Consider the following 17499-nt stretch of genomic DNA (forward strand, 5'->3'; position numbering starts at 1 on the left):
CTTGTTTTATCATTCGCAAGCGGTCGAGTTTCGCAATTTTTTTACAAAATCCGACCGCTTGTTAAGTCTCATTAAGCCATACGGCTCTCTTGGTAATCTTTCGCTGCTTTTACAAAGCCTGCGAATAATGGGTGACCATCACGTGGGGTTGAGGTAAATTCCGGGTGGAATTGTGCTGCTATAAACCAAGGGTGATTTGGCACTTCAATAATTTCCACTAATTTACGATCTGCTGATAAACCGCTCACTTTTAAGCCTGCCGCTTCAATTTGTGGCAACAGCTTATTGTTCACTTCGTAACGGTGGCGATGACGTTCAACAATCGTTTCCGCACCATACACTTCACGGGCTTTCGAGCCTTCAATTAAATGGCATTGTTGCGAACCTAAACGCATAGTGCCGCCTAAATCCGATTCATCACTGCGGGTTTCCACATTCCCTTCGGCATCTTGCCATTCGGTAATTAAACCAATTACCGGCTGCGAGCAATCTTTGTCAAATTCAGAAGAATTAGCTTCAGTTAAACCTGCTACATTACGGGCATATTCAATTAAGGCAATTTGCATACCTAAACAGATACCTAAGTAAGGAATCTTGTTTTCACGGGCATATTGTGCGGTTCGAATTTTGCCTTCCACGCCACGATAGCCAAAGCCGCCCGGCACAAGAATACCGTCTAAGCCTGCCAATAACTCTGTGCCTTTGGTTTCAATATCTTGCGAATCAATGTATTTAATATTCACTGCTAAACGATGCGTTAAGCCTGCGTGTTTCAAGGCTTCATTCACCGATTTATACGCATCCGGCAATTCCACATATTTTCCGACCATACCGATAGTCACTTCACCGGTTGGATTTGCTTGGCGGTATAACACTTGTTCCCACTCTGAAAGATCGGCTTCTTTGCAATCTAAACGGAAACGATCGCACACAAAGGAATCTAACCCTTGCGATTTCAATAATTCTGGAATGCGATAAATCGAATCTACATCTTTAAGCGAAATAACCGCACGCTCCGGCACATTACAGAAAAGGGCGATTTTTTTCTTCTCATTTTCCGGAATAGCACGATCTGAACGGCAAATTAACACATCCGGCTGAATACCGATTGAAAGCAACTCTTTTACTGAATGCTGAGTCGGCTTAGTTTTCACTTCCCCTGCGGTTGGAATGTAAGGCACTAAGGTTAAATGCATAAACAAGGTTTTTTCACGACCGATATCCACCGCTAATTGGCGGAGTGCTTCTAAGAATGGCAGTGATTCAATATCCCCCACCGTGCCACCAACTTCCACAATGGCGACATCACGCCCTTTACCGCCTTCTAATACACGGGCTTTAATTTCATTGGTAATGTGCGGAATAACCTGAATGGTTGCCCCTAAATAATCGCCACGGCGTTCTTTACGCAACACTTCAGAGTAAATTTTACCGCTGGTAAAGTTGTTAGCTTTGCTCATTTTGGAACGGATAAAACGCTCGTAGTGACCTAAATCCAAGTCGGTTTCCGCACCGTCTTCGGTCACAAATACTTCCCCGTGCTGAGTAGGGCTCATTGTACCCGGATCGACGTTGATATAAGGGTCAAGCTTCATAATGGTGACATTTAAACCACGAGCTTCAAGAATAGATGCTAAAGAGGCTGCCGCAATACCCTTCCCTAAAGAAGATACAACACCGCCTGTGACGAAAATATAATTCGTTGTCATTGTGATTGCCTTTGCTGATTAATTGGGTTGGAAATTCAGAATATCAGTTTACTTTATAAAAAAGAAACTATCAGGACGGGAAAGTAGTTTACATCAAATTACATTTTTTTGCTAATGGAAAATCGGTAAGCAGTCAGATTAATTCTTTTTCAATAGTGCTAACTAATCTTAACTTAATTAATGCACTATTATTTGCGATAGATCAGAATTAACCTATATGTTTATGGATATCATAATACCTGTTTTTCTAATACTGGAGACGATACAATGAAAATCAAAAAATTACTACTGCCAACTCTGTTAAGCATTGCTACTATGCCAATTCAAGCAGCCGACCTACCTAATATTACAATTCTTGCAACTGGAGGGACAATTGCCGGTAGCCAAAAAAACACGGCAACCTCAGCTTATCAAGCTGGGCAGCTAAATATTGAAACACTCATAGAAGCCGTCCCGGATATTAAAACATTAGCAAATATCAAAGGAGAACAAATCGTTAAAATCGGATCTCAGGATATGTCTGATGAAGTATGGCTAAAACTGGCAAAAGCAATTAATCAACAATGCCCAAACACAGATGGTTTCGTTATTACGCACGGCACAGACACTATGGAGGAAACCGCATACTTCCTTGATATGACTGTAAAATGCGAAAAACCCGTAGTATTAGTGGGAGCCATGCGACCAGCAACTGAAAAAAGTGCCGACGGCGTATTAAATTTATATAACTCAGTTGTTGTCGCCAAAGATTCAAAATCCAGTGGCAGAGGGGTGTTGGTTGCAATGAATGATATTGTATTGGGCGCTCGCGATGTTACAAAAACCAGTACGACATCAGTGCAAACATTTAACTCACCAAACTTTGGTGCACTAGGCTATATTCATAATAGCAAAGTTGATTATGAGCGCTCCCCAGAAAGTAAACACACAGTAAACACTCCCTTTAAAGTAGATGAATTAACAGAATTACCAAAGGTCGGCATTATTTATGCTTATTCAAATATGCCAACCGAACCGCTTCAAGCATTATTAGATGCAGGTTATCAAGGCATCATCGTTGCTGGAGTTGGTAATGGTAATATGAATGCGGCAAATTTAGCTTTACTAGAAGAAGCGGCTAAAAAAGGAATTACTGTGGTTCGCTCGTCTCGAGTACCAACCGGATATACTACCCGAGATGCAGAAATTGATGATAGTAAGTATGGTTTTATTGCTTCCGGCACATTAAATCCTCAAAAAGCTCGAGTATTACTGCAGCTCGCCTTAACACAAACAAATGATATAAAAACCATTCAACAATGGTTTGACGATTTCTAAAAAATAAATAACAAGCGGGCTATTTTGCAGAAAAAATCACAAAATAGACCGCTTGCCGCTCTTATTCCTAATCTTTATTATTTTACAAAGCTATCAAAAGTTAGCTCGTAATTATCACCGTCTCGGCTATAGGCGATGTAGCGTGGGAATTTTTCGCCTTCAAATTTTTTCACCGTAATGTCTTTTTTATCACTGGTTCTAAACTTGTAGGTAATTTCTTGGTAAGTTTTATCACCTACTTTTACCGCCTTTTGAGCTTTACGTAGCTGCACATTCGGTGTCGGGTAAAGTTTTTTACCGTTTGTGGTTTGGAAACTGCTCGGTAATTTATCGTAATAGCTTAACTGGAATGCCGTGGTAAATAAATCATAAGTCGGCATTGTCAGCGCTTCTTCTTTTAGTGGCTCTTTCACTTTGCCATATTTTACCGTTTTAGAATCAATTTCTGCCATTGCATAAGTTTTGCCGTTACGGGTATCTCGGTAGCTCAACATATGAAATTGTTCGTTTTTTTCTGTTCCCTTCGCAGAAAAGACAATATTATATAAAGGCACATTAATTTTTGCCTGAATATTATATTGGCCACCACCGTTATTAAAGTTAATGTAGGCTGGCATTAAATAATTTGAGCTGTATTTCAACTTAAAATTCTCCGCACTGGCGTTTGAAATCAAGCCCAAAGTGACCACGATTACGCTCGCTAACTTCTGCCAAATTCTCATCTATTTCTCCTCTAAAGATATACTTTCGAACAACCTTGAAATTGCATTGTTATCTCGTAATTGTTCCGCTTTCTCCACTTGTACCCGTGTTAAATGTGGCGAAAAATAATTAATAAAATCATACATATAGTTACGAAGAAAAGTTCCTCGTTTAAAGGCAATTTGCGTCATACTCGGCTGAAAAAGATGGCTTGCATTAATAGCCACCAAATCTTGATCTGTTTCCGTATATGCCATTGATGCCATAATGCCAACCCCTAAGCCTAAGCGTACATAAGTTTTGATTACATCAGCATCTGTCGCCGTAAATACGATATTAGGCAAAATACCTTCCTTATTGAAGGCATGATCTAAATCCGATTGCCCTGTAAAACCAAAAGTATAGGTTATCAAATCATATCTACCTAATTGTTCGACAGTCAAATTTTTACTTTGGTTCACAAAAGCCGCAAGAGGATGCTCTGGTTTGACAATAACTGAACGATTCCACCAATAACACGGCAATAAAACCGCTTCATCAAATAAATATTGAGCTTCTGTGGTAATGGCTAAATCCACTTCTCCAGCCATCAAAGCATCATAAATTTGATTCGGGGAGCCTTGGTGCAAATGCAAACTTACTTCAGGATAGCGAGCCTTAAACTTCTCAATTACACTCGGTAGCATATAACGGGCTTGGGTATTGGTGGTCGCAATGCGTAAGATGCCTTTGTTGGGTCGAGTTTGTTCTTCAGCAACCGATTTAATGCTCTGGGCTTTTACCAATAATTCACGAGCAATCGCCACAATTTTTTCACCAGCAGGCGTTAGCCCCTTAACGTGCTTACCGTTACGCTCAAAAATATTAATTCCCAACTCACTTTCCAACAAACGAACTTGTTTGCTAATCCCCGGTTGAGAAGTGTAAAGCACCTCTGCGGCCTCGGTAATATTCAAGTTTTGGTTTACTATTTCAACGATATAACGTAACTGTTGTAGCTTCATAATGATTTCCTCTCTACAATCGCAATAATCTGTTGCATCGTATGCACTTCGTAAGTTGGCTTAATATCCGTATCATTCTCTTTACTAAGCAAATTTAACCAACAAGTATCAATCCCAGCATTATTACCTCCTAAAATATCAGAAGCGAGGGTATCACCTACCATAAGCACTTTAGTACGATCAAATTCGTCCATTAATGCAAAAGCGTAATCAAACACTTGGCGATCAGGCTTTGCGGCACCAATTTGTTCTGATATCACTACAATATCAAAAAAATGTGAAGTTTGAGTATTATCTAAACGTTTTTGCTGCAAGTCGGTAAAACCATTGGTGATAATGCCCATTTTTACTTTACCATACAAAGCGTTTAACATATCCATTACACCTTCTAAAGGCTGACTGACGAATGCCATCTCCGCCATTAATTCTTGATTAAGTTGTAGCGGATCCACGCCTGTTTGAGCAGATAATTTTGCAAAGCGTCGGGTTTGAATATCTTGAGCAGTGATCTCATTATTTTGGTAAGCCACCCAAAGTGGTTTATTTACCGCTTGAAAGTCTTGATAATCTTGTTCACTAAAATCAATCTGGTAACGAGCCAGCATCGCTTTTAAACCAAGATAAGAATTAAATGAAAACAAGGTTTCATCAGCATCAAATAATACCCATTGATATTTCATAATATTCCTTTTTTAACTTAGATAACAAGCGGTCAAATTTTTCTAATTTTTCGCATACCGCTGATAAAACCACGCTTAAGCACAACACTCTTTCATTTTTTGCTGAATCCACTCAACAAAAAATTGTACTTTCTGAACTTGGGCTGATTGCGAAGGATAGACAACATAGAACGATTTTTCATCAAACAATGTGGTTGGGAAAGGCTCTATTAAAGTACCTTTTTCAATTTCGTGCTGTGCCAACAACTGGTTGGCAATCGCAATGCCTTGTTGGTGCATTGCAGCTTGAAGCACCATAAAAGTATGGCTAAAAATTGAGCCAGTTTCCGCATCTACTATATCTTCTATATGCAAATGCTCAACCATCCTTTTCCACTTATTATGGGTGGAGGAATGCAATAAATGTTTACCTGCTAAATCTGCCGGTAAATGAATGGTATTTTGCGATAAATACTCAGGCGAAGCTAAAATAACAATACGGGATTCCGTCAAACGGATAGATTCCAGACCTTGCCAATCCCCCTTACCATAATAAATAGCAACATCAGTTTCTTTACCTAATAATCCCTCATCTTGATCAACACCCTTAATACGTACTTCCACTTCTGGATATTTTTCGTGGAAATCCGCCAAACGTGGGACTAACCAATGCATACCAAATGTTTGTGGTACGCTAATAGTCAGAATTTGACGACTACTTTGCTGCCTAATTTTATCTGTTGCGAGAGCAATTTGTTCTAATAATGGCTGAACTTCATAGAAATATTGTGCGCCTAACTCAGTTAATTCCAGCAAACGGTTACGGCGATGGAACAGGGAAGCACCTAAAAAATCTTCTAATAGTTTAATTTGGTGGCTCACTGCAGCTTGTGTGACGAAGAGATCTTCTGCCGCTTTAGTAAAATTTAAATGGCGTGCAGCAGATTCAAATGCTTTCAATGCATTGAGTGGTGGAAGTTTTTTGTTCATAATTTTTCAAGCTAATAGATTACTAAACAAGCAACTCTATTATTTTTTCTGATAGTTTAAATAAAAAAAATTCGTTTGATGCTTGCAAATAGAAATAATAAAATATCCGCATACTTAGATGGATAGTTTAGAATTTATTTCTATTCCTAAATTTTAAGTATGATGTTGTGTTTGCATATTGGTCTAGGAAACTAGACTAGAGTAACGAAAGTTACTTGTTTCACTTCCTGTATATTTTGAACCGTATTGGTTTATAACCGCCCACTTTGGGCGGTTTTTTTCTATGTAAAAAAACAGCACAAAACCTAGATCGCATTCTATATTATTCGCTACCTTTATTCTAGCCTTTCTGCTTTTTTATTCTTTCACTTTAATCTATTATAAAAAGAGGTTTTATAGTATGCTAAAGCCTATTTTTCATTTGCAATAATTACCGAGAGTTCTTTTGAGTAAACCGAAATTAACCCATAACCAACAGCGTAGAATCCAATCTAACCATCATAAGCGTATCAACAAAAAAGAAATTGAATGGCAAGATGAAATGTTAGGCGAAATGCAACAGGGCATTGTCGTTACCCGCCACGTTAAACACGCTGATGTTGAAACCGCAGAGGGAGAAATTTTCCGCTGTAATATCCGCCGTACATTGAAAAATGTGGTGGTGGGCGATCAGGTTTCTTGGCGTAAAGGTAGTGAGCAACTACAAGGGATTAGTGGTGTAATTGAGGCAGTTTTTCCACGTAAAAATGAACTTACCCGCCCCGATTATTATGACGGTATTAAGGTGATGGCATCGAATATCGATCAAATCATTATTGTATCAGCCGTGCTACCCACACTTTCGCTGAATATTATCGACCGTTATTTAGTGATTTGCGAAACGGCAAATATTCCTGCCTTAATCGTACTCAACAAAATTGATTTGCTAGATGAAAATGAGAGACAAGCGGTTAAAGAGCAGCTCAAAATCTATGAAGAGATTGGCTATGAAACTCTCTGTTTATCGGCCGACACGGGTGAAAATATGCAGGCATTACACCAATATCTCGCCAAAGGCACTTCTATTTTTGTCGGACAATCCGGCGTGGGGAAATCCAGCCTGATTAACCAACTCTTACCTGAAGTCAATGCCCTCACCGGCTCAGTGAGCGATACCTCTGGTTTAGGTCAGCACACCACCACTGCCTCTCGCTTATACCATTTACCGCAAGGCGGACAGCTAATTGACTCACCGGGTATTCGAGAATTTGGCTTATGGCATTTAGAACCTGAGCAAATCACCTTAGGCTATCGAGAGTTTCAATCGGTTTTAGGCACGTGCAAATTCCGTGATTGCAAACACAAAACCGACCCGGGTTGTGCCTTAAGACAAGCGGTCGAAAATGGCGAAATTTCTGCAATTCGCTTTGAAAATTACCATCGCTTAATTGAAAGCCTGTCTGAAACCAAAAGCCAACGCCATTTCAGAAAAGAAGAAGTATAATGAATGAATTTATTTACCCTAACGCCCGATTAATCGCCGGTGTTGACGAAGTCGGACGAGGACCTTTAGTCGGAGCGGTTGTGACCGCAGCCGTGATTTTAGATCCGAATAACCCGATTCAGGGCTTAACCGATTCCAAAAAATTATCCGAGAAAAAACGCCAAGCTTTGGCAGAAGAGATTAAAGCCAAGGCTCTGAGCTGGTCGCTAGGACGTGCCGAGCCGACAGAAATTGATGAGCTGAATATTTTAAATGCGACAATGTTGGCAATGCAACGTGCGGTTGCCGGCTTGCATATTCAGCCGGATTTTGTGCTAATTGACGGCAATCGTCCGCCAAAACTGCCAATGCCGGCACAAGCTGTGGTGAAAGGAGACAGCTTAGTAGCTGAGATCAGTGCCGCTTCGATTATTGCAAAAGTTGCCCGGGATCAAGAAATGGACGAATTAGACCAACAATTTCCACAATACGGCTTCGCACAGCACAAAGGCTACCCGACTAAACTCCATTTTGAAAAATTAGCAGAATTTGGGGCAACACCTTATCATCGTAAGAGTTTTGCCCCTGTAAGAAAAGTATTAGGTTTAATCGACTAGAAGGAAAACACAATGGCTACAGAGTACCAAGAAACAATTTTCACCAAAATCATCAATAAAGAAATTCCGGCAAATATTGTCTATCAAGATGAACTTGTGACCGCATTTCGTGATATTGCCCCACAAGCACCCACGCATATTTTGATTATTCCGAATAAATTTATTCCAACCGTCAATCACGTGAGTAGTGAAGATGAATTAGCCCTAGGGCGTTTATTTACGGTGGCGGCAAAATTAGCCCAAGAAGAAGGCATTGCCGAAGAAGGCTATCGCTTAGTGATGAATTGTAATAAAAACGGCGGGCAGGAAGTGTTCCATATTCATATGCACTTGTTAGGCGGACAAAAACTAGGACCTTTAGTGGCAAAATAACTATGCGTATTTCCTACTTTGCATTTGCAATTTTTTCGATTTTTTTGACCGCTTGTGGTAGCAAACCTGTCAGCTATTTACCAACCGGCTCAGAGCCTATTGTCAATATTGAGTCTGACATTGCTGAAAAGATAGAGCTGGAAACGAATAGCAAGCAATTTAGCACCACAAATTTAACTGAATTTCCGCTTAATCTTGCTTATAAATTATTTTGGTATAATAGAGATGGGGTAACACAATCCCATAACGGTATATCAGATAGTATCGGCTGGCAACATCTATGGTTGCAACCTAAGCAAAAACAGACCATTGCACTCATTAAACCAACGGAAGAAAGCCATAATTACCGCCTCTATTTACGAGGCGTAAAATAGCAAAAAAGCAGAGCCAACTGCTCTGCTTCTTTATTTATTTCAAAAACGGGTTGGTCTGTTTTTCCCGCCCGATAGTTGTGTGTGGACCATGTCCCGGTATGATGATGAAATCATCATCTAAATCAAACATTTTTTCCCTGATCGTTTCCAATAACTGGCTATGGTTGCCTAAATAGAGATCTGTTCGACCTATGCTATTTTGGAATAAAACATCGCCACTAAAAGCAATACGATTGTCAAAATCAAAAAAGCCGATATGACCTGGAGCATGCCCCGGCAAATGTCGAACGGTATAGCTCAGCTCGCCGACTTCGACCCGATCACCTTCCTCTAACCAATGATCAGGCAAAAAGCCATTTACTGGTGGTAATCCAAATTGTTGGCACATTTCCGGCAAACGTTCAAATAAAGGTTTATCTGCAAGATGCGAGCCGAAAACCTCTACTTGAAAATGCTCTCTCAACTTTTCCACCGCCATAATATGATCTAAATGACCGTGCGTAATCAATAATTTCTGAACCTTAAGCTGCTGAGATTCAACAAATTGAATAATGACTTCGGCATTATCGCCGCCATCAATAATAGCCGCATTCTTATTTTCGTCCCAAATCACCGTGCAATTTTGTTGAAATGGACTAACAGGAATAATTTGCAAATTAAACATAAAATAAGACCGCTTGTTAGCCTCTCCAAGTGCGAACTGGGCCAGTATCTACGTGAACAAAGTTACTACGAGGATAATAACCTACGCCACCATTATTCAAGCTCTCAGCCGCTTGTTTTACTTTATGTAACGGCACGCCTGATACTTGGAAATCTACTGCTTGTCCAAGAATATGGTAACTATGGCTGGCAACACCACGGCTTCTACGACGAAGTCTTGCATTTGTTTGTGCGGAGCGATAACCACTTAATACTAGGATTTCCGCATTATGGAAACCTAAACGGCGTTGTAATTGATTCAATTTGACAAATAATTTTGGATCAATTGCTTTAACCTGATTGATATGACGATCCCGCATTAAATAGTTTAACTGGCTTAGATCGGTTTTGTTTAATCCACCTGCACCAAATTTAGCAGTGTAAGTATCGCCTGTATTCACATTACGAAAACGTAACGCAGCTGGGGCAGGAGTAGAAAGCGCTGCCATTACTTGACCCGGCAGAAGGCTAGCCCCTAAAACAAGTCCACCGAGTGATAGCCACTTCCGGCGTTGAACATTAATTTGTTTCATTTTTTCCTCATAGGTTAGCTAATGATTTATAGAAAATCACTCACAAATGAGCGAATTTCTATACACCATACTTAAAGTAAGAATTTACAATCGTAAATTTATGTAAGCTATATTTTCAAAAAGTTCCAAGAAGATGATATCTTCTTGGAATTTATCAGAAATAGCACGATTAAATAATGCTCTTTAATTTTCCCCAATTCACAGAATGTTGTGGGATTTTGGCATCAAAGTTATAAATGTCCGGAAGGGTTTGCACTTTTCCACCTTCAACCCAAGCCGTCACATAATAGAGATAAACCGGGTTATCTGAACGAATCTGGGCCGAGGTCGTCTTTTTACTGCCTAAGACTTGATTCTTTTTATCAGATCCCCAACCCGCTTCTTTTAATAAAATGGTTGCCAATTCATCAGATTTTTCTACACGGACACAACCAGAACTTAACGCACGCCCCGTTTTACCAAATAATCCTCTATTTGGCGTATCATGCAAATAAATTGCATCCGAACTTGGCATATTAAATTTATAACGTCCTAAGGCACTATCATCACCTGCTTTCTGGCGAATACGGTATGGTGAACTTTTCGCATTTAAATATTGTGACCAATTTACGCTACGCGGATTAATTTTATTGCCACTACTATCAAGAATTTCGAAACTAGCACGATCTGCATAACCTGGGTCACGTGCTAGTTTAGGAATAATATCTTTAGTCATAATACTAGTCGGCACATTCCAAGGTGGATTCACTACCACATTACTCAGCTTACTATACATTACCGGTGTACGACGATCTTCTCGCCCAACAATCACTTTAGATTGAAGAGCTAAATTACCATCACGGAAATAATATAATTGATAGCTTGGGATATTCACAAAAATTCCATTGTTAAAACTTGGAATAATACGTAAACGTTGAGCATTGAGCGCTAATTTATAGAAAGAAGCCCCATTACCACCACCAGCTACCTCCGTAACAGCTTTACCTTTTTTGGCTTTAGGTGCTGAAGAGCCTCCTGCCATTGCCAATACTCTCTGTGCCGTATCACGATATAAATGGTTTCTTGGAACAAGATTTGTTACAAACTGCCCAGAATCGCCTTCCCTCACGGCATTAGTCCATTGGAAGATTTGCTCTGAAGAGGGCGATTTTGGTACATAACTGCCTAAGTTATATAACCAATTATTTGCATTTTTAAACACATTTTTGTTGTAATACAAATAATCTAAGAAGCCATCAGTTAATAAAATATCTCTACCTAAACCTTCCGGTTGATTTAAAATTTGCTGCAATGCCTTAGCTGATTTAGAAGATACACCACTTACTGCAAATAATGCATATTCTTTCAAAAATGCTTTTTCTGCGGCTTTATCATTCCACATTGTCGCAAATTCACTGTCTAAATAAACCTTAGTTGTTGCTTGGCTCAGCAATAAGGCATTATTACCTATTTCTTGCTTAATTCTTGCTTCCGCTTCTGCAAATTTTCTTGCTTGCTCTTGACGAATTTGTTCCTGTTCTAACGCATAATCGGCCTGTTTTACCAATTCTGCAGCACGAGCCTGCTGAGTTGCAAAACTTAATTGCGGTAAAATATTATCTTGTACAACAGGCTCAGAAGCCACCTGAGCAACTGTGGCTGTTTCAGCCAAAGCCATGCCAGAAAACGCCACCATAATAGGTAATAATTTAAAGGTTTTCACCCACTCTTCCTCTTAATATTTGCAAATTTATAAAAAAATAAACCGCTTAGCTCCGCTAAGCGGTACGTTATGTGCGCATTATAAACACATTTATGATTTTTTATCAAATTCTGACCAATCAAGCATCATCTGTTCAGCTTCTTTTAAGAAAAAGTCCGGTGCTTCATAGTCTTTTGGTAAATCATCAATATCTTTTAATGCTTTTTTGCCTTCACGGGCAAAACGGGCATTAATATCTTTTAGGCGCTTGCTTTCATCTGATTTATTTTCTTTCAGACGCTCTTCTAAATTTAACGATAAAAACTTACGCTCATCACGTTCTTTTCGAATCGCAATATTCTCGTTTAAGACTATAAACTCTGGGTTTTTAGCAATACGCTCTTGATGTTTCGCTGTTAATGTAGCAACTGCATTACGAGCATTCCCAGCCTCTTTATAATTAGCTGCTGGAATTTTATCCCAAGGAAGCGCATTATCTTCAAAACTTTCACCTGTTTTTGCAGCATTAATGATTTCCGGGAATTTAATATCCGCCTCAACCCCTTTTAGCTGGGTACTTCCACCATTGATACGGTAGAATTTTTGAATCGTATATTGGATAAAACCAAGAGGCTCTTGATCCAAATCATATACAAAATTCAATGAACGGCTCTGTTGAACAGTTCCCTTACCAAAGGTTTGTTGCCCTACAATAATTGCACGGTTGTAATCTTGCATTGCCGCAGCGAAGATTTCAGAGGCTGAAGCACTATGGCGATTAATCATCACCATCACTTTTCCATCATAAACTGATTTTGATTCCGGATCTTCGTGTACTTTGATACGATTGAATGCGTCTTGTACTTGCACTACAGGACCATCTTTAATAAATAAACCGGTTAATTCAATCACTTCAGTTAACGAACCACCACCGTTTTCACGTAAATCAATGATCAATCCTTCAACATTTTTTTTCTCTATTTGAGTAAGTAATTTACGTACATCTGAAGTCAAACCGATATAAAAAGTAGGGATCTTAATTACCCCTACATTTTTTCCATCTACTTTTTCTACCGTTAATTTAGCAGCACTATCCTCAATACGAACTTTATCACGCACAAGGGTAATAATTTTAGTTTTTCCACCTTTTTCAGGCTCAATTTCTAAACGAACTTTAGTGCCTTTTTTACCTTTGATTTTATCGACTACATTATCCAAACGCCAACCGATAACATCTTCAATCTCACCTCTCTCACCTTGACCTACACCGACAATTTTATCGCCGACTACCAGCTTCTTACTTTTAGCGGCAGGGGCTCCTGGCACTAATGCTCTAATGCTGGTTACATCATCTTCTTGGGTTAGCGTTGCACCAATTCCTTCTAGCGACAGATTCATGCTCTCTTGGAACGCTTTTGCCGCACGAGGAGACAAATAGCTAGTGTGAGGATCGATCTCACGAGAGAATGAATTTAAGTAAGTTTGTAAAATATCATCAGCCTTAACTTGAGTTAAACGCTTAATCGCAAAGTTATAACGTTTAGTGAGTGTTTTCTTAATTTCAGGCCATTTTTTATCTTTAAGATATAAATTGATAATATCGTTTTTAACTCGCTGCTCCCAAAGTGTATTTGCCTCTTCTACACTTTTTGGAAATGCGGCCTTATCACGGTCAATCTCAATTTCATCATTCCCTTTTAAGTCAGGCTCTTTATCTAGTAAAGATAAGGCATAGCTATAACGCTCATAACGACGTTTAGACATTAACTCATACATTGCAAATGCTGCATCTAATTTACCAGCATATAAATCATCATCTAATGTTGTAGCATATTTACTACGCATTTCATCAATATCGGCTTGAAGAAAAGTATTATGAGAAGGATCAAGCCAATCGACATAGCGGTTAAAAATCTTCCCTGCAAACTCATCATTCAGTTGAAATTTATGATAATGCGATTGAGTTAATCGGGCTGTTACACGCTTGGTTGATAAGCTATGCTGCTCATTAGGTTTTGGCATCACAATCGCACTTTCTTTAATGTCCGGCTGAACGGCAAAAGCGTTTCCTACCATTAAACCTAGGGCTAGGGCAAAAATTTTATTTAATCTTGTTAATTTCATCTTCTTTTCCAAATAATCAAGCGGTCATTTTTTTGCAAAATTTTACTAAAATCCGACCGCTTGTAAGCACAAAGCGACTTGAAAACTATTTACGACCGAATTTATCTGCTAATGCAGCTAATTTTTCTTCTGAAGCTTTAGGTAAATTATCTATTGCTTTTTTCGCCTTAAATTCTGCACGCTTTTTCGCATTTTCTTCACGTGCTTTCTGTTTGAAGTACTCTTTACGTTGTGCTTTACGCTCTTGTGCTTTACGTTCTGCAACCACCGCTTTCGCAGCAGCCAAAGCTTCTGCGGCGTGAGTAGCTTCGTCTTCTGTTACCACGCCAACTTCTTCACCCTGTAAGCCGACACGAGCAACATTAGCTTGGCTGGCAGCTAAGTAACGCCAAGAGTTAGTGTAATTCCGCAATACTTGGCGTAACAATGTTTTACTGACTTTCTCATCATCTTTTAAAGCGTCTGCTAATTCTTGGAAAAGCCCAACTTTCAATGGTTTTACTTCACCTTCAAGCGTGAAACAAAGCGGAAATTTCTCCGCTAAATAAGCAATCACTTCCTTGGTACTTGGATTGGTTTTATTCTGAGTTTGTTCTACTTTTTGCTCAATTTGCTCTGACATAATAAGTCCCATTTAATAAAAATCTGATAATTAGATAAGTGAAAATCTAACTGGATACTATATTTGATTTATAAGGCTTCGTCCATATAAATTCCACATTCCGTTTACAAAAGAGATAGACTCTTTTTTCATTTGAATGTTCATAAAAGTATAAAAATGATTTGCTTAAAAAATGAATAAGTGGTGTAATGACTCAAGCTGTTCGTGCGTTAAAATAGTTGAATCTTTTTAGTTATTTTCCTCAAGGCAAGTGATTGATAGATACGTCTGTAATATCCCGTTTAGCTATCTTTTATCACTTTTTGTATTTATATAAGGAAAATTTTATGTCAGCAATTACCGGCACAGTAAAATGGTTCAACGCCACCAAAGGTTTTGGTTTTATCACCCCTGATCAAGGGGGCAAAGATGTATTCGTACACTTCTCTGCTATCGAAGCAAACGGCGGCTACCGCACATTAGAAGACGGTGCTAAAGTACAATTTGAAATCCAAGATTCAGAACGTGGTGCTTCAGCCGTAAACGTGAAAACGATCTAATTTCAGCAAATTCAATAAATTTCGATAAAAATGCCGACAACTTGTCGGCATTTTTGCTATCTATTAATCTGCACTTCAAACCTTTTCGGCACAATAAAAATGACAGGTAGGGTAAAAATTGACATCAGCCAAAATGTTAGGCTTGGGGAGTGTTGATAGACCATTCCGGCAATAAAGGTAAATACTGCCATAAAAGCACAGCTTGCCAAACCAAAATAGAGACCTTGCAATTTCGTCACACGTTCTGCCGACTGCATCGAAATATAGCGAATCATCGCAATGTGAGCCGCCCCGAAGGTAATGGAATGTAGCATTTGCATTATAATAATCAGCACAACCTCGGTGGTACTACCCATTATTGCCCAGCGAATCACTGCAAAAATGGCAGCTAAAATCATTAAATGGCTGATTTTCCACGATTTAAACAAACGTTTAGAGACCAAAAAGAACAAGATTTCCGCCACCACCGCCAAGCCCCAAAACAGGCTGGTCATTGCGGTTGAAATACCGGCATTCGACCAATGAATGGTGCTGTAAGTGTAATAAGCCGCGTGCGAGGCTGAAATTAACGACACCGCAACCAACATTTTTAAGGTTTCTGGCTCTTTCAATAATTGGCGATAAGTTACGCTTGAAGTATTGGCTTTATTTCCTTGTTCGTCAAACCCGACTTTTGGCGTGGCAAACTGCCCTATTCCTAAAAAAACCAAGAAACCGATAATAATCCACACCACTGCATTTTCACCAAGCAAGCCGATAAGATAACCGGCAGAAAGTGATCCCACCACAAATGCCATTGAGCCAAATAACCTTGCTCTGCCGTAATCCAGCCCGATCTGATGTTGCCAAATTGAGGCAATACTATCAGCTATCGGCATTGCCCCCGAATTAAAGATTTGAAACAACATTAACACCGGAAACAGGAGCCAAATGAAATCCCCTGAAAATAACAACGCCACCGCAGCCGCAATATTGAGCCAAGTTAAACTGCGAGCGGTAGGAATGAGCTGGTTCACGGTTTTTACCCGTTGTGAGGCAAGCATACTACCGGCAAAACGGAATAAATAGCCAACGGCGGCAAATAAACCAATCATTTCGGTGGAATAGCCGTGATGTTTGAGCCACACCGGCAAAAACGGCAATAGCACGCCATAGGCACAGAAAAAGCCAAAGTAATTAAATGCCGCCCATTGGAACGGTGAGACTTTCATCATAACGATTGCTCCATTTCTCTGGCTCGATGAATCGCCGCCCACATTGCATCATCAACGGTTTTAGCAAGATCGTGCTGCTCAAACACCTCAAGGGCTTTCGCCGTTGTGCCGCCCTTTGAGGTCACATTTTCCCGCAAAGTCGAAAGTGGCGTAGTTGGATTCGCTTCCACCAATTTCGCTGCCCCTAATGCGACAGATTGCACTAATAGTCTTGCATCTTGCTCGGAAAAGCCCATTTGCACGGCACTTTGCTGCATTGCCTCCATAAAACGGAAAAAATACGCCGGGCTTGAGCCGGTAATCGCAATGATGTGGTTGATTTGTTCCTCAGTTTCCACCCAGTAACATTTACCAACGGCTGACATCAACTGTTCGGCAAATTGACAAGCGGTCGGATTAACCGATTTTTTTGCAAATAATCCGGTCATTCCTTCGCCAATTAAAGAAGGGGTGTTTGGCATCGTACGAATAATATTTTTCGCACTCGGCAACAATGATTCCAAACGTTGCACCGAAATGCCTGCTGCCACCGAAATGACCCATTTGTTGGAAAAATCAACATCAGCAAACTCGTCACATACTTGTGCCATCATCTGTGGTTTTACCGCCAGCACAATTACGTCCGCCTGCTCTACCGCCTCACGATTTGCAAAATTTGTCGTAATTCCGACCGCTTGTAGCTCTGCTCGGCGAGCTAAGTTACTTTTATTACACGCAATGATTTGTTCTGGGGCATAACCGCTTTTTAATAAGCCTTGAATAATCGCATATGCCATATTGCCGGTGCCGATAAAGGCAAGTTTTTTCTCGTTCATTTGCAAATTCTCTACTGTGTCGGGTTGGGGTCTGTTAAAATAACCCTATTCTACACCCGATAA

At 39.8% G+C, this 17499-nt stretch carries 18 protein-coding genes; 6 read left to right on the forward strand and 12 right to left on the reverse strand.

The window, feature by feature from the left end:
- Positions 1-71: 71 nt before the first annotated feature.
- Complete coding sequence (gene pyrG, locus EL242_RS00110; RefSeq protein ID WP_126301035.1) at positions 72-1709, reverse strand: glutamine hydrolyzing CTP synthase; 1638 nt, start codon at positions 1707-1709, stop codon at positions 72-74.
- A 267-nt stretch (positions 1710-1976) separates the two neighbouring features.
- Between pyrG and ansB the strand changes: the two genes are divergently transcribed.
- Positions 1977-3026 (forward strand): L-asparaginase 2, encoded by a 1050-nt coding sequence (ansB, locus tag EL242_RS00115; RefSeq protein WP_126301036.1) that lies wholly within the window; start codon positions 1977-1979, stop codon positions 3024-3026.
- A 77-nt stretch (positions 3027-3103) separates the two neighbouring features.
- On the opposite strand, the gene EL242_RS00120 is transcribed toward ansB, so the two are convergent.
- The 4 genes from EL242_RS00120 to EL242_RS00135 all read right to left on the reverse strand — a co-directional run bounded on the left by EL242_RS00120 (position 3104) and on the right by EL242_RS00135 (position 6381).
- Positions 3104-3748 carry a hypothetical protein gene (locus EL242_RS00120; protein ID WP_126301037.1) on the reverse strand — a complete coding sequence of 215 codons (645 nt, stop codon included), beginning with the start codon at positions 3746-3748 and terminating at the stop codon, positions 3104-3106.
- Positions 3749-4732 (reverse strand): HTH-type transcriptional regulator CysB, encoded by a 984-nt coding sequence (gene cysB / locus EL242_RS00125; protein WP_126301038.1) that lies wholly within the window; start codon positions 4730-4732, stop codon positions 3749-3751.
- Complete coding sequence (gene yjjG / locus EL242_RS00130; RefSeq protein WP_126301039.1) at positions 4729-5412, reverse strand: pyrimidine 5'-nucleotidase; 684 nt, start codon at positions 5410-5412, stop codon at positions 4729-4731. Before yjjG ends, cysB begins: the two co-directional genes overlap by 4 nt.
- 75 nt (positions 5413-5487) lie before the next feature.
- Positions 5488-6381, reverse strand: coding sequence for a transcriptional regulator GcvA (locus EL242_RS00135; protein WP_006250380.1), 894 nt, complete (start codon positions 6379-6381; stop codon positions 5488-5490).
- A gap of 445 nt (positions 6382-6826) precedes the next feature.
- Here EL242_RS00135 and rsgA point away from each other — a divergent pair, with 445 nt between their 5' ends.
- Genes rsgA through EL242_RS00155 form a run of 4 tightly spaced genes read left to right on the forward strand, consistent with a single transcriptional unit; the run spans position 6827 to position 9206 of the window.
- Entirely contained in the window at positions 6827-7864 is a 1038-nt protein-coding gene (gene rsgA / locus EL242_RS00140) for a small ribosomal subunit biogenesis GTPase RsgA (protein ID WP_126301040.1), read from the forward strand.
- On the forward strand, positions 7861-8460 hold the full coding sequence (gene rnhB, locus EL242_RS00145; protein WP_171814965.1) for a ribonuclease HII: 600 nt from the start codon (positions 7861-7863) through the stop codon (positions 8458-8460). The genes rsgA and rnhB overlap by 4 nt, the downstream gene beginning before the upstream one ends.
- A gap of 12 nt (positions 8461-8472) precedes the next feature.
- Positions 8473-8832 (forward strand): HIT domain-containing protein, encoded by a 360-nt coding sequence (locus tag EL242_RS00150; protein ID WP_126301041.1) that lies wholly within the window; start codon positions 8473-8475, stop codon positions 8830-8832.
- 2 nt (positions 8833-8834) lie between these two features.
- The gene (locus EL242_RS00155) at positions 8835-9206 is read left to right on the forward strand and encodes a YcfL family protein (protein WP_126301042.1); all 372 of its coding nucleotides are present in this window, start codon (positions 8835-8837) and stop codon (positions 9204-9206) included.
- A gap of 34 nt (positions 9207-9240) precedes the next feature.
- Here EL242_RS00155 and EL242_RS00160 read toward each other — a convergent pair whose 3' ends face one another.
- From EL242_RS00160 to proQ, 5 genes are all read right to left on the reverse strand, one after another.
- The gene (locus tag EL242_RS00160; protein ID WP_126301043.1) at positions 9241-9870 is read right to left on the reverse strand and encodes an MBL fold metallo-hydrolase; all 630 of its coding nucleotides are present in this window, start codon (positions 9868-9870) and stop codon (positions 9241-9243) included.
- 16 nt (positions 9871-9886) lie between these two features.
- Positions 9887-10441, reverse strand: coding sequence for a YcbK family protein (locus EL242_RS00165; RefSeq protein ID WP_126301044.1), 555 nt, complete (start codon positions 10439-10441; stop codon positions 9887-9889).
- A gap of 169 nt (positions 10442-10610) precedes the next feature.
- Positions 10611-12098 carry a L,D-transpeptidase family protein gene (locus EL242_RS00170; protein WP_172595364.1) on the reverse strand — a complete coding sequence of 496 codons (1488 nt, stop codon included), beginning with the start codon at positions 12096-12098 and terminating at the stop codon, positions 10611-10613.
- 135 nt (positions 12099-12233) lie between these two features.
- Positions 12234-14246 carry a carboxy terminal-processing peptidase gene (gene prc, locus EL242_RS00175; RefSeq protein ID WP_126301045.1) on the reverse strand — a complete coding sequence of 671 codons (2013 nt, stop codon included), beginning with the start codon at positions 14244-14246 and terminating at the stop codon, positions 12234-12236.
- An 85-nt stretch (positions 14247-14331) separates the two neighbouring features.
- Positions 14332-14868 carry an RNA chaperone ProQ gene (gene proQ / locus EL242_RS00180; RefSeq protein ID WP_126301046.1) on the reverse strand — a complete coding sequence of 179 codons (537 nt, stop codon included), beginning with the start codon at positions 14866-14868 and terminating at the stop codon, positions 14332-14334.
- Positions 14869-15194: 326 nt separating this feature from the next.
- Between proQ and EL242_RS00185 the strand changes: the two genes are divergently transcribed.
- Entirely contained in the window at positions 15195-15407 is a 213-nt protein-coding gene (locus EL242_RS00185; RefSeq protein ID WP_006250370.1) for a cold-shock protein, read from the forward strand.
- Between the two features lie 56 nt (positions 15408-15463).
- Here EL242_RS00185 and EL242_RS00190 read toward each other — a convergent pair whose 3' ends face one another.
- Entirely contained in the window at positions 15464-16621 is a 1158-nt protein-coding gene (locus EL242_RS00190; RefSeq protein ID WP_126301047.1) for a 3-phenylpropionate MFS transporter, read from the reverse strand.
- The gene (gene proC, locus EL242_RS00195; RefSeq protein WP_126301048.1) at positions 16618-17436 is read right to left on the reverse strand and encodes a pyrroline-5-carboxylate reductase; all 819 of its coding nucleotides are present in this window, start codon (positions 17434-17436) and stop codon (positions 16618-16620) included. The genes EL242_RS00190 and proC overlap by 4 nt, the downstream gene beginning before the upstream one ends.
- Between the last annotated feature and the right edge of the window lie 63 nt (positions 17437-17499).

The organism is Mannheimia haemolytica, assembly GCA_900638155.1.
Taxonomy (GTDB): domain Bacteria; phylum Pseudomonadota; class Gammaproteobacteria; order Enterobacterales; family Pasteurellaceae; genus Mannheimia; species Mannheimia glucosida.